This is a genomic window from Flavobacterium davisii (genome assembly GCF_042182265.1).
Lineage (GTDB): Bacteria > Bacteroidota > Bacteroidia > Flavobacteriales > Flavobacteriaceae > Flavobacterium > Flavobacterium davisii.
The window spans coordinates 3,165,146-3,188,465 of record NZ_CP097869.1; the positions used below are offsets into that span (position 1 = coordinate 3,165,146).

Genomic DNA, 23,320 nt, shown 5'->3' on the forward strand with positions numbered 1-23,320 from the left:
GTGAGAACAAAAATGTTCTATTATTTTAGTTCTTAAATTATTTTTATCTAAAATAAATTTCTAAGGTGTAATTTGGGTTAGACTTCTCATGTAAGATTAAAACCTTATCTTTGACAAAAATTAAATGGCATGACAAATAACGATATTTTTAAAAAATTGAGAGTTGCACTACAACTTAGAGATGATCAAATCGTAGAAATTCTTGAATTAGTAGATTTTAGGATTTCTAAAGGGGAATTGGGTAATATTTTCCGTAATGAAGACCATCCTAAATACATGGAATGTGGTGATCAAATACTTCGTAATTTTTTAAATGGCTTAATTCTTTATTTAAGAGGAAATAAAGAAACTCCTAAAAACCCTTTAGATGTACTTAATCTAAACAAACAAAATATCAAAAAAATTCAATCGGAAAAGAAAGAAAAAAAATCTGACAAAGAATTTAATCCCACAAATAAACAATCTTTTCCTCAAAAGAAAATTAAAAATTCAAACCCTGTTTTTGAACCTGTTCGTTTTAAAAACGGTAAGAAAAAAAATTAAATTTATTGTTTCCTCTCACGGATAAAAACAGGAGGAAACGATCAATCTTTTTTATTCCCTCAAAATTTCAATTCCTTACTATGATCCTTTCTTATTTTTCACAAAAAGAGATTGTTAATTTTCTTTTAAACTATATAAAATATCACACGGTTTAACTACTTTCGCAAAGATAACTTTAGTCATGAGATACTTTATATTTTTAATTTTTTTCACATCTTCTATTTGGGGACAAGAAAATATTGTAAAAGGAACTATTATCAATAGTAATACTTTAGTCCCTATTTGGAATGTTAACATTGTTAACACCAACAAAGTCCGCGGGGCTATATCCGATGCCAAGGGTAATTTTGAAATCAAAGCCGATTTAAATGACAATTTACTCATTTCTTGTTTAGGTTTTCAATCTATTGAAATTAGAGTAACTAATGACTGGATAAAAAATCAAAATTTCAGAGTAAAATTAACAGAAAAAGCTTATGCTTTAGAAGAAATTATCATTCCGCCTTACGAACTCACAGGTTATTTAGAAGTAGACTCTAAATTAATTCCTGAAAGAGAGAATTATTGGTATTCTATAGCAGGTCTTACCAAAAGATACGAAGGAGGTGAAAATTCTCCTAATGCTTTTAACAGGGTCATTGGTTCCTTATTTAACCCTGCTGATGCTCTTTATAATTTTTTTGGAAAGAAACCCACTGAACTCAAAAAATTAAAAGAATTACGAAAAGATGACAGTTTACGCAATATATTACAAAATCGTTACGATCGTCAAACTATTTATTTAATGTTTGGTATTAATGAAAAAGAGTTAAACGAGATTTTAGAACGTTGTAATTATTCTGATTCTTTTATGAAAACAGCCAATGATCTTCAAATTTTAGATGCCATTAATGGCTGCTATGAAGAATACAAAATACTTAAGAAAAAATAATTTATTTAAAATATAAACTCTCAAAGAGAATACCTAGAAAGGTTGCAATCTTTCATTTCGACTAACAAGAGAAATCACATAATACTGATAATGTGATTTCTCTCCTATTGAAGTTATGATTGAAATATTTTGTTTCAAAACGAAGTCTATAAAAACTAATCATGATCTGGTGTAGGAGCCTCTACAGGTATACTATTGGATCTATCAATTATAAAATTCAAACCACAAAATATAAAATGTAAATTTGTATTTGCTTTCAAATTAAAATCTCTTTGAAATAAATACCCTAAGGTTACTCCAAAATCTTTAGAAAGTTGGTACCCTCCTCCTACATACATTCTGTTTCTTTTTATAATAGGACTGTCAGGCCCTAAAAATAATTCATCATACACATTTGCAAAAAAAGTATTGGCTTCAACCTTCCTATTATTAATTGGCACAATAACATTCATTCTATCTCTATAACGTTCTGTATTAGTATTTATACTTGTAATAGGATTATAAAAAAGTCTTTTTTCAGCTCTTATCCTATTTTCAATTTTAACACGTCCAAAAGATTTATTATAAGTATACTGTAACCAAAAACGTAGTTCCTCGTTTGAAATACTTTTTTCTCTATAATTAGCATATCTTCCCAAACCTAAAAAAGTTTGATTACTTGAATTTATATTATAACCACTCCCTCCTTTTATTTCATAATAATCAACAGTAGTCAAATCAGCAATTGATCGAGCTTGCAGCTCACCATAAACATACCATTTTTTATTAAATTTATAAGTCAACGAAAGTGTAGAAAACCCCGATAAATGTTCTTTATTTTGCCCTAAAAAACCCCCTGTAATAAAAAGTAACAGGAAAATTAAAAGATTATTTTTCATGTTTAGTGTTAGATTAAAAATATTAATTTAAAGTTGTGTGTTATCTATTTAAATTGTTATTCTTTAAAAAAAAATAAAAAAAAAGAGGCTAACAATAGCCTCTTCCTAGAGAAATAATATGATTAATTAAAAATTGACAAAATATAGTAAATAATTGCAGCAACTAAAGCGGATACGGGAATAGTTAAAATCCAAGCCCAAATTAGGTTAATAGTTACGCCCCACCTTACTGCACTTAATCGCTTAGTAGCTCCTACTCCTATAATAGATCCAGTAATAGTATGAGTTGTAGACACAGGAACTCCCATTTGAGAAACTGTGAAAAGTGTTAGAGCACCAGCTGTTTCTGAACAAACGCCTTCCAATGGTGTCACTTTAGTAATCTTAGTCCCCATTGTTTTTACGATTTTCCACCCCCCCATTAAAGTTCCTAAGCCAATCATTAAATAACAACCAAAAGCAATCCAGATAGGCATTGTTTTATTTGTAACCTTAGTTTCAACTTTCGCTTTGATATCTTCTTTCAACTTTCCTTTTTCATCTACATACTTTGCAAATATTTTTGCATAACGATAAGCAGGATTTAAATGTTTATCTTTAAAAATAACTTCTTTTGTATCATTATCATGCACATCTTTTTTATCTGTATACACATGCAATGTTGTTAATTCTTTAGCTGCCTTATCAAAATTACTCAGATCAATATTTTCTTTTTTCAAATGTAAAAGAAAAGGATTATTTGGATTTACACCTGCTATTAATTTTTCATCTTCATAAATGTTTTGCTGGGTAGATAAATCAATTATCTTTTTACCATCTACGTAAACGGTATCTTTATCAAAAATACCTATAGCAGGTTTGAATTTTTTAATTTTACCTTCATCATTTGTATATTTCACCTGTAACACCTCTGTTACCTGTAATAAGCTAGGTACATTTCCTTTTACTTCTCCTCTTCTTACCCCATTAGCATACACAATACAAGCAGCACAAATAATACCCATAACTTTTTGAGAATCGGCTCCACCGTGACCTAATGAAAAAGCGGCTGAGGATAATAGTTGTAATTTTTTATACAAATTACCTTCTTTCATTGCCGTATTATTTTTACCTACAACTAATTCAAAAATGATAAAAATCAAGACAAATGAAGATAATAAAACACCTATAATCCAAATCATAATTGGCTTAATATCAAAAATATCTTTATAAGCCCAAGTCATATAAACTGTAAATAGGGTTAATAGGATATAACACGACAATTTTATAAAGAAATTTCTTTGAATTGTCATGAGTGTAATGATAAAAGAGATAACACCACCAATAATAGGTGCTAAAACAATAAACATTAAGGGTTTTGTAATTTCCTCTAATTTTAGCACATCAAAACCAGCATGTGCCACAGCAGCGCCTGCAAATCCACCAATAAGGGTGTGTGATGATGACGAAGGTATTCCTAACCACCAAGTTAGTAAATTCCATACTGTAGCTGCTAATAAGCCTGATAAAATTACCCATAAGTCAATAACTGAGTTATCTACTGTTTTGGCTACTGTATTACCTACACTCATATCAAAAACCCAATAAGCAGCGAAATTAAAAATTGCAGCCCATATTACAGCTTGGGTTGGCGACAATACTTTTGTTGAAACTACTGTAGCTATTGAATTGGCCGCATCATGAAAACCGTTGACCAAGTCGAAGCCCATAGCTACAACAATTATTATAATTAATAAAGCAAATTCCATTTTAAAAATATAATTTAGAGCGCTATTAAGCGTGTTTAACAGAAATTGCTTCTAAAGTTCTAGATACATCCTTACATTTATCTGTTGCTTTATGCAAAGCATATAACACTTCTTTGTATTTAATAATGTTAATAACATCTGTTTCATTTTCAAATAATTCAGCAACAGCTTTGTCAAAAACCAAATCTGCTTTACTTTCTAATTTATTGATTTTTTTAACAGCACTATTAATTTTGTCTAAATTCTTTAAATCTTTCAATTCTAATACAGCACTATTAATATGAGTACACGCTTCTAGAGTTATTTCCGTTAATTTACGAATAGACTTATTTATCTTAATCACATTATACAAATTCATACGATTAGAAGCTGTATAAATATTATTAGCTACCTCTGTAATCGTAGTAATCAACATGTGAATATCTTCACGATCAAAAGGAGTAATAAAATTTCTACTTAACTCTATATTCATTTTATGATTCACATTTTCAATATCCGCTACTAACTGCTCTACTTGTTTGTAGTAATTAGTTCTGTTTTCCATTTCGCTTTTCCCTATATTTACGGCTTCATGTAAATTTTCAGATAAAGCAAGTAAATCAGCTGTTGCTTTATTAAATAAAGGATAAAAAGTTGTGTCCTTTGGTGAAAAGAATTTTAGTACGTCTCTAAATGCCATTTTTAATCAATTTAATTTCAGATGCGAAAATACCCCCTATATGTTAAGTTAATGTTAAGTCAAGATCAATTGCATATTAATTCTGTTAACAGTCCTTTAACGCTTTTTAAAATAGTTAAAACAGATTTTGTAATTTAGCGCACCGAAATTAAACAATACACTATGGATTTAAACTTTAATAAAAACGAAGATCATAACAGACTTTTATTATCTGAATTAAAACAGCGTTTAGCAAAAGTAAAATTAGGAGGAGGAGAAAAGCGTATTGCTAAACTTCATGCTGAAGGCAAAATGACTGCACGAGAAAGAATTGATTATTTATTAGATAAAGAAGCCACATCAATTGAAATAGGAGCTTTTGTTGGGGAAGGTATGTATAAAGAACATGGTGGTTGTCCTTCTGGAGGAGTTATTGTAAAAGTAGGATATATACAAGGAAAACAATGTATCGTGGTGGCTAATGATGCTACTGTAAAAGCAGGTGCTTGGTTTCCTATTACTGCCAAAAAAAACTTACGAGCACAAGAAATAGCAATGGAAAATAGACTTCCTATTATTTATCTTGTAGACTCCGCTGGTGTATATTTACCAATGCAAGATGAAATTTTTCCAGATAAAGAACATTTTGGTCGTATTTTTCGTAACAATGCCTTAATGAGCAGTATGGGAATAACGCAAATAGCTGCCGTAATGGGAAGCTGTGTTGCAGGTGGTGCTTACTTACCTATTATGAGTGACGAAGCCTTAATTGTTGATAAAACAGGTAGTATATTTTTAGCTGGTAGCTATTTAGTAAAAGCAGCAATTGGTGAAACAATTGATAACGAAACATTAGGAGGTGCTACTACCCATTGTGAAATTTCTGGTGTAACCGATTTTAAAGCCAAAGATGATAAAGACGCATTGGATAGAATTAAAAGTATTGTAGGCAAAATGGGCAACTTTGATAAGGCAGGATATAACCGAATCAAACCTGAAAAACCTACTTTAGATCCAAATGAAATTTTTGGCATTCTACCAAAATCACGCGCTGAACAATATGATATGATGGAAATCATTAAACGTTTAGTTGACAACTCTGAATTTGATGAATACAAAGCAGGTTATGGTCAAACCATCATTACGGGGTATGCGCGTATTGATGGCTGGGCAGTAGGCATTGTAGCGAATCAACGCTTAATAGCTAAAACTACAGGAGCCAAGACTAAACCTAGCGAAATGCAATTCGGAGGCGTTATATACTCTGATAGTGCCGATAAAGCAACTCGTTTTATAGCTAATTGCAATCAAAAAAAGATCCCTTTAGTATTCATGCACGATGTAACAGGCTTTATGGTCGGTTCTAAATCTGAACATGGGGGAATTATCAAAGACGGTGCTAAAATGGTAAATGCTGTATCCAACTCTGTAGTACCCAAATTTACTATAGTAGTAGGCAATTCTTATGGCGCTGGTAACTATGCTATGTGTGGAAAAGCTTACGACCCTAGATTAATATTTGCTTGGCCAAGCGCTGAATTAGCTGTTATGGGAGGAGCGCAAGCAGCTAAAGTATTAATGCAAATAGAAGCTGCTTCTTTAAAAGCAAAAGGCGAAGAAATTACGCCTGAAAAAGAAGAAGAATTATTTAATAAAATCAAATCACGTTACGACGAACAAGTTTCTCCTTATTATGCTGCTTCACGTTTATGGACAGATGCTATTGTAGATCCACTTGAAACTCGTACTTGGATTTCTATGGGAATAGAAGCCGCTAATCACGCTCCTATAGAAAAACCTTTTAATTTAGGCGTGATTCAGGTTTAGTTAATAACAACTATTTCTTTAAATCATTTATAGTTTATTTAAAATATTCGATAATAAATTATTTTTTATTAAAGCTCATAAAAATCTACCTTTACGCGGTAGATTTTTTTATTATGAGAAAATACATTTTATTTTTATTCCTTTTTTTAAAAATTCAACCTATATCCGCACAGTTAACTGTAGCCAAAGAGCAATATACTCATCGTGACTCTTTACAAGGAGGATTACGAACAGAACGCATCTGTTTTGATGTACAACGTTATGATCTAAACATCAACATTAATATTGATAAAAAATTAATAATAGGTTATAATGATATTACTTTTAAAGTAGTAAATAATACATCAAAAATTCAAATTGATTTATTTGAAAATATGAAAATAGATAGTATTCTTTATCATAATCAAAGGCTTCATTATACACGGGATGAAATAGCTACTTTCATTCATTTCCCTAATACACTTTCAAAAGGAAGTATTCATAAAATTAAGTTTTACTATTCAGGAAATCCTACTCTTGCTAAAAGAGCTCCTTGGGATGGAGGCTTTACTTTTACCCAAGATCCTAACCACAAACCTTGGGTAGCCGTTAGTTGTCAAGGATTTGGAGCCAGTTCTTGGTATCCTGTAAAAGATTCACAAAGTGATGAACCAGACCTAGGTATATCTATTAAAGTAGCTGTTCCAAACGGATTAATGAATGTATCTAATGGACGATTCATTGGAAGTGAAGATCTAAAAAATGGGTATACTCGCTGGGATTGGGAAGTTAAAAATCCTATTAACACTTATGATATCACTGTTAATATTGGAGATTATGTTTTAATTGAAGATTATCATAAAGGCTTAGACCTAAAATATTATGTACTTCGAAATAATGAAACAAAAGCACGAAAACACTTTGAAGAAGTAAAACCTATGCTAGATTGTTTTCAATCAAAATTTGGTCCATATCCTTTTAAAGAAGACAGTTACAAATTAGTAGAAACTCCTTACTTAGGAATGGAACACCAAAGTGCAATAGCATACGGAAACAAATATAAAAAAGGATATCAAGGGAGGGATTTATCAGGAACTGGTATTGGTCTTTTATTTGACTACATAACAATACATGAAACAGGACATGAATGGTTTGGCAATAGTATAACCAGCAAGGACATAGCTGATATGTGGATACACGAAGCCTTTACTATGTATTCAGAAGTAGCTTTTATAGAGTGTTTATATGGATATGAAAAAGCACTTGATTATTGTGAAGGCCTGCGCATAAATATAGCGCATGATCGCCCTATAATAGGTTCTTTTGGCGTAAATAAGGAAGGGAGTGGCGATATGTACTACAAAGGTGCTAACATGTTAAATACACTCCGCCATGTTATAGGTAAAGACAAATGGTGGGATATTTTATTAAAGTTCTCTACAAAATATAAAAAACAAATTATTGAAGGGAAAACGGTTATTGATTTTTTTAATAACGAATCAAAAATGAATTTAACGCCTATATTCAATCAGTATCTAAAGTACGTAACAATTCCTGTTTTAGAAATTCAAAAAAAAGAAGAAAAATTTGAAATTAGATGGGTTACCGAAGAACCTAATTTTGAAATGCCAATAGAATTGTTTATTAAAAATCAAAAATACACAATGCTTGTTTCCAATAATTGGAAATTAATACCTTTTCATATAAAAGAAATAAATGATATTAAACCTAATAAAAAATCATTTTACATAAAATACACTCCATAAAAACAAAACAATACATTGATTTTTAGTATATTAGCTTAAAATATTTAAATTTATAGCTATGGGAACTGTAAAAAATTTGAATAAGTGGGCAAATGCACACACTTATTACTCATTAGATTTATTGAGAATTTTTATAGGTGTTTTTTTATTTATGAAAGGTGTTTCTTTTATGACAAATACCGTTTATTACACGCAATTAACAGAACCGATTAAAAATTTTGGTGGCGGGATGTTAATTGTGCATTATGTTATGGCTGCTCATATAGTCGGTGGAATTATGATTGTGTTTGGATTGTTAACTCGCTGGTCAATAATGGCACAAGTTCCTATATTAATAGGCGCATTCTTGGTAAACTTTATTGATGAAATGAATTATACAAATCTGATTTTGTCTTTTCTCTTATTATCTATTTGTACTTTCTTTCTTTTTTATGGAAGTGGTAAGCACTCCGCTGATTATTATTTTAAAATGGGACAATGATAACTTAAACCCAGATTCCGCATTAGACTTCGTTGTGAAACAAAATTTTTCAATAAATTCAAGTAGTCACAGAAAATTTAGAAGATGAAATAGTCAACTATTACGATGAATAAAATTGGAGTACGTGCTTAAATTGGAAGAAAAATAAAGTGAAATAGATTTTTAATACGTAATCCGAGTAAAAAAAGGACACTATCTCTTTACATACTCTAAAAAAGTAATTAGTCCTAAATTAGTTCATATAAAAATGGCTTAAGTTTAAAAAATTAAACTTAAGCCACAATTTACTAAATCTCATCACTAGTAAATGTAATAAAACTTTTCTTTTTGTAAGGACGAATAATTAAACGTCCTTCTCGATCAAAACGGATGTAATTATAAACCCAATTTAAAAAAACAACCGCTTTATTTTTAAATCCAATCAATGAAAACAAGTGCACAAACATCCATACAAACCAAGCAAAAACACCATTAAAATGGTATTTAGGCAAGTCTACAACAGCTAAATTCCTACCAATAGTTGCCATAGAGCCTTTATCATCATACACAAAAGCTTTCATAGATTTATTTTGTTGTAAATTAAGTAGATTATCTGCTAATAAATTTCCTTGTTGTATGGCAGGTTGTGCCATCATAGGATGTCCTTGTGGATACAGTTCATTTTCCACAGAAGCAATGTCTCCTATGGCAAAAATATTTTCAAATCCTTTTACTTGATTAAACTCATTCACTCTTATTCGTTTCACTCCTTTGACAACAGATTCTTCGGGCAAACCATGTATACAAGCTCCTTGAACCCCTGCCGTCCAAATAACAGTACCTGCATCTAAAACAAGATCTGTATTTGTAGTAATCGTTCGCCCATCATAATTCGTTACACGTACATTTTTCCAGATTTTAACCCCTAATTCTTTCAAAAATTTTTCAGACGCTACTGATGATTTTTCCGTCATAGTATTCAAAATTCTATCACCACTTTGTATCAAATGAATTTGCATCTTTTGTACATCTAAATCTGGATAATCTTTTTGAAAAATTGCTTTTTTCATCTCAGCTAAAGCTCCCGCTAACTCAACACCTGTAGGTCCTCCCCCTACTAAAACAAAATTCATCAAAGCATTCCTTTCAGTTTCATCCTTTGTTAAAACAGCTTCTTCAAAATTTTCAAGAATTAAACTACGAATATTAAGTGACTGTGGAATGGTTTTCATGGACATTGAATTGCGTTCTATTTCCTTATTTTCAAAATAATTGGTTTTAGATCCAGTAGCAATAACTAAATAATCATAATGTATATCCCCTATTTCTGATAAAACTTTTTGATGTTTAGTATCAATCTCTTTTACGGTAGTTAATCTAAAATAAAAATCTGAACATCCTTGAATAACTTTACGGATAGGATATGCTATGGAACCTGCTTCTAATCCTCCTGTAGCAACCTGATACAATAAAGGTTGGAATGTATGATGATTATGCTTATCAATCAGTACAACTTGAAATTTTTTATTTTTTAGTTTCTTGGCTAAAGCAATACCAGCAAAACCACCTCCAATTATAACAACTCTTTTTTTTGAACTTTGTGGAATATTCATTAGTTAAAGGACTTGACGTTTTAAAGTTTTAAAATTAAGAAATATCTCCATAAAAAAATTATTATTACTATAAAGTGATTTAAACTTTTTCAATTGACTCCAAAAATGATTTTTCTGCCTCCAATTAAAAAAATTAAAACGCTTCTATAATCTCAAATTACACTTTTAAAACAACTTTGAATCTAAAAAAGTACCTCATATTTTGTCCTAATTACAGGAAAATACATCTGCAATAAAAATTTATTATCCTTTTATCTTCTTTCCTTTTTCTTTTTCTTCAAAAAGTCTGTCCCATAATCTGGAATAATCTACTTTTTACGTACTCTAATAACTTTTTAAAGCTCACTTATTTTCTATTTTGTAAAGTATGTAATATTTTAGCCTCTTAAAAAAAAATATTTTGAGAGTCACAAAAAAAATAAATATTGATCCTATAACGATCAAAAAAAAACTATTATACTGGGCAGAAAATTTCCGTGAAGTAGCTTATCTAAAAAGCAATGACTATCCACAACAATATAGTTCTTATGACTTAATTGTTGCTGTAGATGCTTTTACTTCCCTAAAAACAGATTATATTAATGCTTTTGATGATTTAAAACAATATCAACAACAAACCAATGATTGGCTATTTGGTTACTTAGCTTACGACCTAAAAAATGATATTGAATCGCTAGATTCTAAAAATCATGATGGATTAAACTTTTCCGATTTATTTTTTTTTCAGCCTAAAAAAATATTTTTCTTAAAAGGGAACGAACTAGAAATTGCTTATTTAAATATGTGTGATGATGAAATTGATTCCGATCTTGAAGAAATTTTAGAAAAACGAAAAACGAAAAACGAAACTCAAAAATCTGAAATTATAATCCAACAACGTATTTCAAGGGAGCATTATATAAAAAAAGTGAATCAAATGTTGACTCATATCCATAGAGGCGATCTCTATGAAGCTAACTTTTGTATGGAATTTTATGCTGAAAACGGTAAAATCATTCCTTCACAAGTTTTTCAAGAATTAAATAAAATTTCGAAACCGCCTTTTGCTTGTTTTTTTAAAAATCATATCCATTATTTACTATCTGCTTCTCCTGAGCGTTATATAAGGAAAGAAAATCAAAAAGTCATCAGCCAACCTATTAAAGGAACTTCTAAACGATTTGAAGATCTCATTTTAGATACAAATTCTAAAACTGAATTAGAACAAAATCCTAAAGAACGGTCTGAAAATATTATGATAGTAGATTTAGTTCGAAATGATTTAGCTCAAACAGCTATAAAGGGCTCTGTACAAGTAGAAGAATTATGTACCATTTATTCTTTTAAACAAGTACACCAAATGATATCAACAGTTGTTTCTGAAGTAAAAAGCACAACTAATCCAGTTGACATCATAAAAACTACTTTCCCTATGGGAAGTATGACGGGTGCTCCTAAAATTTCAGCTATGCAAATTATAGAGGAATTAGAAGAAACTAAAAGAGGTTTGTACAGTGGAGCTGTAGGCTACTTTACTCCTTCTGGTAATTTTGATTTTAATGTGGTTATTCGTAGTATTTTATACAATTCTGACAATCAGTATCTTTCTTTTTCTGTAGGCAGTGCTATTACCGCATTATCTGACCCTGAACAAGAATATGAAGAATGTTTATTAAAGGCTAAAGCCATGCGTGAGGTATTAAGCTGAGACACAAGATTATTCCAAAAAATTAGATAAAAAATATTTTTAAGTTTCATATCTCATTCTTAAATTACATTCACCTTTATAATTTTTATCATTAAACAATGAATTATATTACTTTCTTATTTCTGTATCGGATCCAACGAAACTTAAAAAAGGTATTTACATCTTAGTTTGGATTTTTTAAATAATTTCAATCCTATGAAAACTCCTTTTTATTACAAATAAAGTTAATTTTACAAGATGCTGACACAATTACGCAATCATATTCATCAAAATCTTTCCTTTTTAAATGGTAAACATTTACTTTTAGCTGTTAGCGGTGGCATTGATAGTATTGTTTTATTAGATTTATTTTCAAAGTTAAACTTACAAATAGCTATTGCACATTGTAATTTCCAATTAAGAGGTGATGAAAGTAATAAGGACGAAGAATTTGTAAAATTTAAGAGTCAAAAATTAAAAATTAAAAGTTTTATTAAAAATTTTGAAACGCAAATATATGCGAACGACAATAAACTCTCTATTCAACAAGCAGCACGTGAATTACGCTATAATTGGTTTTATGAATTATTAAACACGCAAGGATTTGATTATTTACTAACCGCGCATCATTTAGATGATTCATTAGAAACATTTTTAATCAATTTTACCCGTGGAACAGGTATTGAAGGACTAACAGGAATTCCTGAAATAAACGACAAAATTGTACGTCCTTTATTAATTTTTTCTCGTGAAGAAATTGAAAAATACGCAACAGAAAATAAAATTCAATGGAGAGAAGATGCAAGTAATGCTTCCGACAAATATTTCCGAAATAAAATCAGGCATCATGTTGTTCCAATCCTAAAGGAATTAAATACAAATCTATTAGGTTCTTTTCAGAATACGCTTAAAAATTTACATCAAACAGAATCTTTAGCAAATGATTCTATTAAAAAGGAATTCGATAAAATAGCCATTAAAAAGGAAAATAATATTTATTTTGATATTTTAAAATTACAATCTTTATCTAACTATAAGGCTTATTTATACGAATGGCTCAAATTATACGAATTTCAAGATTGGGGTGCTATTTATGATTTAGTAGAAAATCAATCGGGTAAACAAATTTTGTCCGATCATTACCGATTAATAAAAGATAGAAATATTCTTATACTAACTGCAAAACAAACACCCTCAACTTTAGAGTTCCTTATTTCTAATGAAACTGATTACATTGTAAACCCAATAAAATTGCGTTTTTGTAACTCAGGTTACAATACAATACCTACAAAATCTTCTATTTTTGTAGATAGGGAAACGTTAAAGTTTCCTTTAAAAATTAGAAAATGGCAAGAAGGTGATTATTTTTACCCTTCTGGAATGAATGGTAAAAAAAAAGTGAGTAAATACTTTAAAGATGAAAAATTTTCATTAATTGATAAAGAAAACACTTGGCTTTTACTTTCGGACAATAGAATTGTTTGGATCATCAATCATAGAGCAGATAATCGTTTCATAGCCCATTCCGAAACAAAGAATATAGTAAACATAATTTTCACAAAATGAAAAAATTATTAGCCTTTTTATTTTTTTTAAGCTCCTTAGGAGTTCATAGTCAAATACTAAATCCAGTAAGTTGGAAAACGAGTGTACAAAAAAAGTCAGAAACTGAATTTACCATTACTTTTGATGCAAAAATAGAGCCTCATTGGCATCTTTTTTCTCAATTTACACCTGATGGAGGCTCATTACCAACCATTTTTTCCTTTAAAAATGCAAAAGGAAACTACCTATTAGTTGGTAAAACTTCTGAAAGTACTTACAAAAAAGTGTATAGCGAGGTTTTTGAGGTAGATGAATATTTATTTGAAAATAAAGCACAATTCAAACAAACAATAAAACTTACAAATCCCAAAAACAGTAATATAAAAGTATACGTTGAATATCAAGTATGTAAAGAAGCTTGTATACAACAAGACAAAACATTTGATATTCAATTACCCCTAACAAGTACTCCAGAAGAAGTAGCTAATAACGAAGAAGCTAAAAAAGATACTACTTCAAAAGTAATTGCTGTTCCTTTAATTACAAAAGAAAACAAACCTGTAAATATTGATATAAAAAACGATTCGAATACAAAAAATGAAGAACAAGACAAAAGTCTTTGGACTATCTTCTTATTAGCATTTTTAGGTGGATTTGCTGCTCTATTAATGCCTTGTATCTTTCCGATGATACCAATGACGGTAAGTTTTTTTACAAAACAAAGCAAAACAAAAGCAGAGGGTATAAGAAATGCTATTTTATACGGATTATCTATCATCGTTATTTATGTCATCTTAGGCTCACTAATAACCGGTCTTTTTGGTGCTGAAGCCTTAAATGAATTATCAACAAGTGTTTGGTTTAATTTAATATTCTTCGGTTTATTAATTGTATTTGCTCTTTCATTTTTAGGAGCATTTGAAATTGTTTTGCCTAGCTCTTGGGCTACAAAATTAGATTCACAAGCGGATAAAGGAGGAATATTAGGAATTGTATTCATGGCCTTAGCACTTGCTGTTGTTTCTTTTTCTTGTACAGGTCCTATTGTCGGAACCTTATTAGTAGAGTCTGCAACAAAAGGAGGAATAGCTCCTATTATTGGTATGTTTGGTTTTTCCTTAGCTATTGCACTTCCCTTTATGCTTTTTGCTATGTTCCCTGGATGGTTAAATACCTTACCTAAATCAGGAGGATGGTTAAATACCGTAAAAGTTTCTTTAGGCTTTTTAGAATTAGCTTTTGCTTTTAAATTTTTATCTAATGCAGATCTAGTATTACAAAAACATCTATTAGAAAGAGAATTATTTCTAGCTATTTGGATTGCTATTTTTGGCGCTTGGGCTTTATACTTATTTGGAAAATATATGCTTCCGCATGACTATGAAAAAGCTGACAAAATTGGTATTGGAAGACTCATAATGGCTATTGTAGTTACTTCATTTACTTTTTATATGATTCCTGGATTATGGGGAGCTCCTCTTAAAATTTTAAGTGGATTAACACCTCCTTTAAATTATGCCGAAAGTACAAATGGAGTGGGTTCTTCTACCTCTAATACAAAATCAGAACTACCAGAACACGCCCATTATGGTCCACATAATATCATTACTTTTGATGATTATGAAATAGGTTTAGCATACGCAAAACAAGTTAACAAACCTGTTCTTTTAGATTTTACAGGAGATGCTTGTGCTAATTGTAGAAAAATGGAAGATAATGTATGGTCTAATTCTGAAGTATTGTCTATCTTAAAAGAAAAAGTTGTAGTTGTTTCTTTAGTATGTGATAGAAAAATTGAATTACCAAAAGAACAACAATACATTTCAAAAGCTACAGGTAAAGAAATTGTAACAATTGGTAATAAATGGAGTGATTTTCAAATTACCAGATACAAAAGTAATTCCCAACCGCTTTATGTAGTTCTAGATTCAGATGGAAATGATTTATCTAAACCAATTGGTTTTACAGGTATTGATGAATATAAATCTTGGTTAGAAAACGGTATTAAAAATTTCAAATAATATCATTATGAATCCCCAATTAATAGAAAATCATTTAAAGGAGTATTTAAAATCACTCTCTTTTTTAAGTGAAGATGAAATTAATTGGGGATCTTCTTTTTTTAATATTAGGAATCTAAAAAAATCTGATTTTTTTATCCAACAAAACCAACCTTGTTTACTTTTGGGTTTTATTGTCAAAGGAATGGTTAAAGCTTATTCAATAGACATTGAAGGTAAGGAAAATATTTATTGCTTTGGTATCGAAAATGATTTTATAACGATCTTAAATAGTTTTCAAAATAAAACGCTTGCTACAAAAAACATACAAGCAGTAGAAGATAGCTTATTACTTACCATTACTTCTCAAAACTTAAATCTTCTTATTCAAAAAAATCCTAATTGGCAAAAAGTTACGCAACATATAATACAAAAAGAATATCTAGAAAAAGAGCGTTTTTTACAATTATTCCATCATCAATCCGCCAATTTAAAATTTCACAATCTCATTAAATTTTATCCATTCCTTCTTGGCCGGGCTAAAACAGAAGATATTGCTTCTTTTATAGGTATTACTACACGTACATTAAATAGAGCTAAGCATGATTTTTATCAAAAAGAATAAGACAAATGTCTTATTTTACTATTCATCCCTTTTCTATTTTTGTTGTATAAAATAATAGATTTTTTTAAAAAATATTAAAAGTTTACACAATGAAAAAAATAGCACCTGATGTATTTCATATTCCTCTATTACCTAGAAATAGTGTAAATTGCTACTTTATAGAAGGTATTTTAATAGATGCTGGTATAAAAAGTTCTTTTTTAAAAATTAAAAAGGCAACTAAAAAAATACCTATTCATGCCCATGCTTTAACACACGCACATCCAGATCATCAAGGTGCCTCTCAATTAATTTGTGACACATTGAATATCCCGCTATATTGTCATGCTAAGGAAGTACCAAGAGTTGAGTCTGGATTGGTAACCAAAGATTATCCTTCTCCTCAAAATATTATTTCGCTATTACAACAAAAATTCTGGGCTGGAAAAGGGATAAAAGTAAATAAAACACTTCAAGAAGGAGACACTCTAGGAGAATTTAAAGTAATCGAAACACCAGGTCACTCTGAGGGTCATATAGTCTTTTTTAGAGAAAAAGATGGGGTTTTGATTGCTGGCGATATAGCTACTAATATGAATTTAATTACAACAAAAACAGGATTACATTTACCTCCTTCCTTATTTACTGCTAAGCCTAAAGAAAATCTCAATTCTCTAAAAAGAATAGCAGAACTTAATCCTCGTATTTTGTGTTTCGGACATGGTTCTGTACTCTATAATCACAATAAAGAATTTGAAAAATTTGTAACAAAGGAATTTGAAAGACATTTATCTATTTAGGGACTCCTAAAAAACTCACCGAACGTAAATTAGTTTCAATTTTCACCCAAAATCTTCAACTTTAGTAGTTTAAAATCGTGAATTTATCGCCTTCCAAATTTTGGCTAAAATGTAAAAAGGCTTCCAAATGGAAGCTCAATGATCAAACACCATATTATCTCGTATAGAACAATTTTAGCTGAGTTAGATAGAATTACGCATTAGAAAAAATAAATTTTATAATTTACTGAAATAAAAGGGATTATTTTTTTGCTAATTCTAGATGTGTTTTTTGAAAATCTCTAATGCGTAATTTGGATTTAAGTTTTCCGAGAACCTTTTAATTTATTGAAAAAATTGCTTCTAAACGAGGTCTAATACAGAATCTGGAGTTAATATTTACGATATAAATAGTAAAACAATAGGACTATTTTTTCTCTATTGTTTTACTATTATTAGAAACTCTTAAGATGTTAAATTTTGCTTTAAAACCTGTAGCCAATCCCCATTTATCTCCCATAATAATTTTTGATTGAGCATCTGTAAACAAAAATTCGCCTGTATTGGGTGTAAAAACACCTTCGTTTAAAGCTTCTATTTCTATATGATTAATACCTTCTACTAGATAAATTATAATTTTTTTTCTAAATCCTTCTAATTCTAAATAATCGGTCACGCTTTTACCATTTACCCAAACACGAACCTGATCTCCATCAATTTCTCCAAAATCACGATAATTTAAAGTGATTGTTTCTGAATCTATAGTAAAATCGCCAAAATATTGATGCTTTCTAAATTCTTTCGGATCTAGTACGCCTTCTTTAATTTGAGGATTTAATTTATTATTCATTTTTTCTGCATATTGCTTTCCTAAATCTAAATCACTCCCGCCTCCAAGCATTTCCATTTCTTTATCCATTTTAGGTGGATCGTATTTTTTAGGCGGAACTTTAAATAGTTTTGGTTCAAAAGGTTTATTCAGCGAATATTGTGGTGCCATTTCTTCTTGTCCTCTATTCTTATTCGGTTCAGGAATATCTATTCTTGGTATTTTAAGAGAAGGCAATCGTTTACCATCATGCTGTGCTTGCAACTTGAAAGATAAAAAAATTATAATTATAAAGATTTGATATCGCATCATAAGGAGGTCAAAATTATTCTTTTTGAAAATTATACTTTTGAAAATTATACTTTTGAAAATTATACTTTTTAAGCTATTTTATTAAGGTAGCTGTTTGGCTTCTTCCCAAAAAACATCCATTTCTCTTAATGTCATATCTGAAAGGTTTTTACCTAATGATTGCGCTTTTTGCTCTAAATAAGTAAAGCGTTTAATAAATTTTTTATTCGTTCTTTCTAGTGCATCTTCAGGATTTACATTCAAAAATCGTGCATAATTAACCATTGAAAAGATAACATCTCCAAACTCTGCTTCTATTTTATCTTGGTTCTTTTTTTCTATTTCCTCTTGTAGTTCTTGCAATTCTTCTTGTACTTTGTTCCATACTTGATGTGGTTCTTCCCAATCAAAACCAACTCCTTTTACCTTATCTTGTATTCTACTGGCTTTTACCATAGCGGGTAATGATTTAGGAACTCCTTCTAAAACTGATTTTTTTCCTTCTTCTAATTTAAGTTTTTCCCAATTTTTTTTTACTTCTTCTTCATTTGCTACTTGTACGTTTCCATAAATATGAGGATGTCTATGAATTAGTTTGTCACAAATAGCATTCGTTACATCTGCTATATCAAAATGATTGGTTTCGCTTCCTATTTTAGAATAAAAAACGATATGAAGTAATAAATCACCTAGTTCATTTTTAATTTCATTTAAATCATTATCTAATATAGCCTCTCCTAATTCATACGTTTCTTCTATAGTCAAATGACGCAAGCTTTCTAATGTTTGTTTTTTATCCCATGGACATTTTTCTCTAAGTTCATCCATAATATCCAATAAACGATTAAAAGCTTGTAGTTGTTCTGAACGTGTATTCATATCGTTTTTTTATAAAATAATAGGTTTACTAAATAACAAAAAATCCTGCATTTGTAGATCAAATACAGGACTTATATTTTTGTTAAAATTAAAACTGACTATTCTTCAGATTTTGTTTTTTTTGTTGCTCTTGGTTTTTTGGGCTTTTCTTCTTTTTCTCCAGCAGTTTCCTCTTTTTTAGCTTTGGTCGCTCTCGTTTTTTTTGGTTTTTCTTCTACTGTTGTTTCCTCTACTGTTGTTTCCTCTACTGTTGTTTCCTCTACTGTTGTTTCCTCTACTGTTGTTCCTTCTACTGTTGTTTCTTCTACTGTTGTTTCTTCTGCTAAAACCACTAATCCTTTAGCCTGTAATATATTATACCAATTCAATATTTTTTTCACATCAGAAGGGTATACTCTATCTTGGTCATAATCTGGTAAAACTGCGCCAAAATAGGCTAATAAAGCAGCCTTATCATCTTTTAATCGAGGGGCTTCACCACCATTTTCTTTTTTAGCAATGGCACTCATTACATCTACTAACGGTTTTTCTTCCGTGTAAGTGTACACTGAAATTTCAGATAATAGACTTACATTACTTTGCATACCTACTGTTACTTTTTTACCATCGACTAATGATTCTGCTACGAAACCAGTTCTTGTTTGCATTTTTAGAGCATATAAACCTGGTTTTCCTGAAATGGCTAATATTCTTTCTAAATTCATTTTATTAAATTATTTTCATTACTCCACGACTGGGAGAACAATTAATTACTTTTATTTTATTTTGGCAAAACGCATACGGTAATCAGGTCGAGCCTTTCCTTCCATAATGTTTTGTAATTTCTTTTTGATCAAGGTCTTTTTTAAGGTTGAAATTTTATCTGTAAATAAAACGCCTTCTATATGATCGTATTCATGTTGAATTACACGTGCTACTAATCCATCATATATTTCTGTTTTCTTTTCAAAATTTTCATCAAAATATTCAATCGTAATTTTTTCATTTCGATATACATCTTCACGAACATCTGGAATACTTAAACAACCTTCATTAAAGGCCCATTCTTCTCCTTCTTCCTTTAATATTTTGGCATTAATAAAAGTTCTTTTAAATCCTTTTAATAATGTAGCTTCTTCTTTAGATAAGTCTTCAGTATCACTAAATGGTTCTGTATCTACAATAAACAAACGGATGGCTAAACCTACCTGTGGAGCTGCTAATCCTACGCCGTGTGCCTTGTACATGGTTTCGTACATATTAGCTATTATTTCTTTCAAATTAGGATAATCCTTTGAAATATTTTCACCTACTTTTCGTAACACAGGATCTCCGTAACCTACAATTGGATATATCATTCTACTATTTTTTCAAAATAAATTGGGGTATGCAAAAGTACAAATACTTTTAAATATTTAATTTTAAAACTTCATTTGTTTTTTGACGAATTTCTTTTGTCATTTGAGGGTTTTTATTTAGCTCTTGACCATAAGAAGGTATCATCTCTTTCAGCTTTGTTTTCCAAGCATCACTTTTCATTTTTTCAGGAAAGCATTTTTCGAGTAGTTCAATCATAATTGAGGTAGCTGTTGACGCCCCTGGAGAAGCTCCTAACAACACAGACAAAGAACCATCTTGAGCAGCTACTACTTCTGTTCCAAATTCAAGAACTCCATTTCCATTTTTATCTTTTTTTATAACTTGTACTCGCTGTCCTGCGGTTTCTAATACCCAATCTTCTTTTTTTGCAGATGGAACATATTCTTTTAAGGCTTTCATTCTATCATTGGTCGATTGAAAAACTTGTTCGATTAAATATTTCGTTAGGGGTATATTTTTAATTCCTGCTTGTAACATAGGTTTGATATTATCAACCTCTATAGATGAAATTAAATCAAAATAGGAACCGTTTTTTAAAAATTTTGTTGAAAAACCTGCGTACGGACCAAATAATAATTCTTTCTTACCATTTATTACACGTGTATCTATATGAGGAACCGACATAGGCGGTGCTCCTACTGAAGCTTTACCATATACTTTTACATCATGTTTTTTAATTACTTCTTCATTCGTACATTTCAACCATTGTCCACTTACTGGAAAACCTCCATATCCTTGTCCTTCGGGAATATTTGCTTTTTCTAATAATAATAATGAACCTCCTCCAGCTCCAATAAATACGAATGGCGTATAAAGTCTTTTCTTTTCTTTAGAAGTTAGATCTGTTATTTTTAAACGCCATTTACCGTCTTCTTTTTTGCGTAATTTTTTAACTTCATGGTTAAAATGAATACTTACCCCTTGTAAGGTTTCTAAATATTTAAAGATATTTTTTGTTAAGGCACCAAAATTAACATCGGTTCCATACTTCATGGTTGTACAAGCTATATCTGCATTATTTTTTCGTCCTTCCATTACTAATGGAGCCCATTGTTTAATAATTTCTGGATCTTCTGAATATTCCATTTCTTTGAACAGCTCATATTTTTGTAAGGCTTCAAAACGTTTACGTAAGTAAGAAACATTTTCTTTTCCCCACACAAAACTCAAATGAGGAACAGATTTTATAAAAGACTCTGGATTATTAAGAAGTCCTTTTTCAACCAAATAGGCCCATAACTGACGAGACACCTCAAAAGCTTCTGAAATTTTCACTGCTTTTTTTACATCTACCGTTCCATTTTCTAGTTCGGGAGTATAATTAAGCTCGCAAAATGCGGCGTGCCCCGTTCCTGCATTATTCCATGCGTCAGAACTTTCAGCTGCTGCCACATCTAAACGTTCAAAAATTTGAATTCTAATATCAGGTTGTAATTCCTTTAATAACAAACCTAAGGTAGCGCTCATAATTCCAGCGCCAATTAACACTACATCTGTTTCTTGATTTTGAGTTGCTGTTGCCATTTTAGTAATTTGTGATGCAAAGATACATCGTAAAAGTATTATTTTTTACATTTTTTTAGGTAACGAATTAATTCTACAAAAATTGTAAAGAATGTTAAATCATTTTTCTAGTTAAATAATCTTTGAGCATAATTGTTGCTGAAATTTCATCTATTAACGCTTTATTTTGACGTTGCTTTTTTTTGAGTCCACTATCAATCATAGTCTGAAAAGCCATTTTAGAGGTAAAACGTTCATCTACTCGGACTATTTTCATCTCTGGAAATTGGTGACAAAACTTTTGAACAAAAACTTCTACTAATGGCGCACTTTCTGAAGGTTGTCCATTCATTTGTTTGGGATCTCCAATCAAAACTTTTACTACTTTTTCCTTTTCAAAATAAGTTTTCAAAAAATCTAACACTTCTGTAGACGCTACTGTAGTAAGTCCCGACGCTATAATTTGAAAATCATCCGTTACAGCAATACCTGTACGTTTTATCCCGTAATCTATCGCTAAAATTCTTGACATGAATTAAAATTTCAACAAAAATAGCTAAAACTTTGATTTTTGCTTTGCTTCAAATCATTTATCTTTGCTCAAAATAAAAATCAAATGCAAAATTTACAGAATATAATAGAAAAAGCTTGGGAAGATCGTTCTTTATTACAAGAAGAAGCAACACAAACAGCCATTAGAGATGTAGTAAATTTACTTGACGCAGGGACATTAAGAGTGGCTGAACCTATTTCTGACGGATGGCAGGTAAACGAATGGGTAAAAAAAGCCGTTGTAATGTATTTCCCTATTCAAAAAATGGAAACTTTTGAGGTAGGTATTTTTGAATACCATGATAAAATGCCTCTAAAAAAGAATTATGCAGAAAAAGGGATTCGAGTGGTTCCTAATGCTGTTGCAAGACACGGCGCTTATATTTCATCTGGGGTAATTATGATGCCTTCTTATATAAATATAGGAGCGTATGTAGATGCTGGTACAATGGTAGATACGTGGGCTACAGTAGGAAGTTGTGCTCAAATAGGAAAAGATGTTCATCTTAGTGGTGGTGTTGGTATTGGTGGGGTGTTAGAACCTTTACAAGCTGCTCCTGTAATTATTGAAGATGGTGCTTTTATCGGTTCTCGTTGTATTGTCGTAGAAGGTGTTAGAGTAGAAAAAGAAGCTGTTTTAGGCGCTAATGTTTGCCTTACTGCTTCTACTAAAATAATCGATGTAACAGGCTCAGAGCCTGTGGAATACAAAGGAGTTGTTCCTGCCAGAAGTGTTGTTATACCAGGCAGTTATGCTAAAAAATTTGAAGCAGGTGAATATCAAGTCCCTTGTGCATTAATCATCGGAAAACGCAAAGCTTCTACTGATTTAAAAACTTCTTTAAATGACGCTTTAAGAGAATATAACGTAGCGGTATAACTTCTACTAAAAGTTAAAAACATTCAATAA

Annotated in this window: 21 protein-coding genes; 11 read left to right on the plus strand and 10 right to left on the minus strand. The window is 30.4% G+C overall.

The features are described from left to right. The first annotated feature begins 129 nt into the window (after nucleotides 1-129). Both NAB20_RS13515 and NAB20_RS13520 read left to right on the plus strand, forming a co-directional pair. Nucleotides 130-543, plus strand: a complete 414-nt coding sequence (locus NAB20_RS13515; protein WP_088394583.1) for a DUF1456 family protein — start codon at nucleotides 130-132, stop codon at nucleotides 541-543. 181 nt (nucleotides 544-724) lie between these two features. After that, the gene (locus tag NAB20_RS13520) at nucleotides 725-1,474 is read left to right on the plus strand and encodes a carboxypeptidase-like regulatory domain-containing protein (protein ID WP_105196593.1); all 750 of its coding nucleotides are present in this window, start codon (nucleotides 725-727) and stop codon (nucleotides 1,472-1,474) included. A gap of 155 nt (nucleotides 1,475-1,629) precedes the next feature. Here NAB20_RS13520 and NAB20_RS13525 read toward each other — a convergent pair whose 3' ends face one another. The 3 genes from NAB20_RS13525 to NAB20_RS13535 all read right to left on the minus strand — a co-directional run bounded on the left by NAB20_RS13525 (nucleotide 1,630) and on the right by NAB20_RS13535 (nucleotide 4,779). Then, the gene (locus NAB20_RS13525) at nucleotides 1,630-2,352 is read right to left on the minus strand and encodes a DUF2490 domain-containing protein (RefSeq protein WP_088393082.1); all 723 of its coding nucleotides are present in this window, start codon (nucleotides 2,350-2,352) and stop codon (nucleotides 1,630-1,632) included. A 122-nt stretch (nucleotides 2,353-2,474) separates the two neighbouring features. Continuing rightward, the gene (locus tag NAB20_RS13530; protein ID WP_105196594.1) at nucleotides 2,475-4,100 is read right to left on the minus strand and encodes an inorganic phosphate transporter; all 1,626 of its coding nucleotides are present in this window, start codon (nucleotides 4,098-4,100) and stop codon (nucleotides 2,475-2,477) included. A gap of 25 nt (nucleotides 4,101-4,125) precedes the next feature. Further along, complete coding sequence (locus tag NAB20_RS13535) at nucleotides 4,126-4,779, minus strand: DUF47 domain-containing protein (RefSeq protein ID WP_088393078.1); 654 nt, start codon at nucleotides 4,777-4,779, stop codon at nucleotides 4,126-4,128. A 162-nt stretch (nucleotides 4,780-4,941) separates the two neighbouring features. On the opposite strand from NAB20_RS13535, the gene NAB20_RS13540 reads away from it, so the two are divergent. The 3 genes from NAB20_RS13540 to NAB20_RS13550 all read left to right on the plus strand — a co-directional run bounded on the left by NAB20_RS13540 (nucleotide 4,942) and on the right by NAB20_RS13550 (nucleotide 8,811). Further along, entirely contained in the window at nucleotides 4,942-6,585 is a 1,644-nt protein-coding gene (locus NAB20_RS13540; RefSeq protein ID WP_105196595.1) for an acyl-CoA carboxylase subunit beta, read from the plus strand. Nucleotides 6,586-6,698: 113 nt separating this feature from the next. Continuing rightward, entirely contained in the window at nucleotides 6,699-8,330 is a 1,632-nt protein-coding gene (locus tag NAB20_RS13545; protein WP_235877668.1) for a M1 family metallopeptidase, read from the plus strand. A gap of 58 nt (nucleotides 8,331-8,388) precedes the next feature. After that, entirely contained in the window at nucleotides 8,389-8,811 is a 423-nt protein-coding gene (locus NAB20_RS13550) for a DoxX family protein (protein ID WP_088393071.1), read from the plus strand. 287 nt (nucleotides 8,812-9,098) lie between these two features. On the opposite strand, the gene NAB20_RS13555 is transcribed toward NAB20_RS13550, so the two are convergent. Next, nucleotides 9,099-10,403, minus strand: coding sequence for an NAD(P)/FAD-dependent oxidoreductase (locus NAB20_RS13555; protein ID WP_088393069.1), 1,305 nt, complete (start codon nucleotides 10,401-10,403; stop codon nucleotides 9,099-9,101). A gap of 400 nt (nucleotides 10,404-10,803) precedes the next feature. On the opposite strand from NAB20_RS13555, the gene NAB20_RS13560 reads away from it, so the two are divergent. From NAB20_RS13560 to NAB20_RS13580, 5 genes are all read left to right on the plus strand, one after another. Next, on the plus strand, nucleotides 10,804-12,090 hold the full coding sequence (locus NAB20_RS13560; protein ID WP_105196597.1) for an anthranilate synthase component I family protein: 1,287 nt from the start codon (nucleotides 10,804-10,806) through the stop codon (nucleotides 12,088-12,090). Nucleotides 12,091-12,327: 237 nt separating this feature from the next. After that, nucleotides 12,328-13,635, plus strand: coding sequence for a tRNA lysidine(34) synthetase TilS (tilS, locus tag NAB20_RS13565; RefSeq protein WP_105196598.1), 1,308 nt, complete (start codon nucleotides 12,328-12,330; stop codon nucleotides 13,633-13,635). Next, nucleotides 13,632-15,635 carry a cytochrome c biogenesis protein CcdA gene (locus tag NAB20_RS13570; protein ID WP_375605252.1) on the plus strand — a complete coding sequence of 668 codons (2,004 nt, stop codon included), beginning with the start codon at nucleotides 13,632-13,634 and terminating at the stop codon, nucleotides 15,633-15,635. The genes tilS and NAB20_RS13570 overlap by 4 nt, the downstream gene beginning before the upstream one ends. Nucleotides 15,636-15,642: 7 nt before the next feature. Continuing rightward, the gene (locus tag NAB20_RS13575) at nucleotides 15,643-16,239 is read left to right on the plus strand and encodes a Crp/Fnr family transcriptional regulator (protein ID WP_105196600.1); all 597 of its coding nucleotides are present in this window, start codon (nucleotides 15,643-15,645) and stop codon (nucleotides 16,237-16,239) included. Nucleotides 16,240-16,328: 89 nt separating this feature from the next. Continuing rightward, on the plus strand, nucleotides 16,329-17,018 hold the full coding sequence (locus tag NAB20_RS13580; RefSeq protein ID WP_105196601.1) for an MBL fold metallo-hydrolase: 690 nt from the start codon (nucleotides 16,329-16,331) through the stop codon (nucleotides 17,016-17,018). Nucleotides 17,019-17,424: 406 nt separating this feature from the next. Here NAB20_RS13580 and NAB20_RS13585 read toward each other — a convergent pair whose 3' ends face one another. The 6 genes from NAB20_RS13585 to ruvX form a co-directional block, all read right to left on the minus strand. Next, entirely contained in the window at nucleotides 17,425-18,138 is a 714-nt protein-coding gene (locus NAB20_RS13585; protein WP_105196602.1) for a hypothetical protein, read from the minus strand. An 81-nt stretch (nucleotides 18,139-18,219) separates the two neighbouring features. Further along, nucleotides 18,220-18,996 carry a nucleoside triphosphate pyrophosphohydrolase gene (gene mazG, locus NAB20_RS13590; RefSeq protein WP_105196603.1) on the minus strand — a complete coding sequence of 259 codons (777 nt, stop codon included), beginning with the start codon at nucleotides 18,994-18,996 and terminating at the stop codon, nucleotides 18,220-18,222. Nucleotides 18,997-19,094: 98 nt separating this feature from the next. Then, nucleotides 19,095-19,700 (minus strand): DUF5606 domain-containing protein, encoded by a 606-nt coding sequence (locus NAB20_RS13595; RefSeq protein ID WP_375605253.1) that lies wholly within the window; start codon nucleotides 19,698-19,700, stop codon nucleotides 19,095-19,097. A 51-nt stretch (nucleotides 19,701-19,751) separates the two neighbouring features. Further along, nucleotides 19,752-20,333 (minus strand): peptide deformylase, encoded by a 582-nt coding sequence (gene def / locus NAB20_RS13600; protein ID WP_088392717.1) that lies wholly within the window; start codon nucleotides 20,331-20,333, stop codon nucleotides 19,752-19,754. A 49-nt stretch (nucleotides 20,334-20,382) separates the two neighbouring features. Continuing rightward, on the minus strand, nucleotides 20,383-21,879 hold the full coding sequence (locus NAB20_RS13605) for a malate:quinone oxidoreductase (protein WP_105196605.1): 1,497 nt from the start codon (nucleotides 21,877-21,879) through the stop codon (nucleotides 20,383-20,385). A gap of 94 nt (nucleotides 21,880-21,973) precedes the next feature. Then, nucleotides 21,974-22,390 carry a Holliday junction resolvase RuvX gene (gene ruvX / locus NAB20_RS13610; protein WP_105196606.1) on the minus strand — a complete coding sequence of 139 codons (417 nt, stop codon included), beginning with the start codon at nucleotides 22,388-22,390 and terminating at the stop codon, nucleotides 21,974-21,976. Nucleotides 22,391-22,474: 84 nt separating this feature from the next. Here ruvX and NAB20_RS13615 point away from each other — a divergent pair, with 84 nt between their 5' ends. After that, nucleotides 22,475-23,290 (plus strand): 2,3,4,5-tetrahydropyridine-2,6-dicarboxylate N-succinyltransferase, encoded by an 816-nt coding sequence (locus tag NAB20_RS13615; protein WP_088392723.1) that lies wholly within the window; start codon nucleotides 22,475-22,477, stop codon nucleotides 23,288-23,290. Nucleotides 23,291-23,320: the final 30 nt, after the last annotated feature.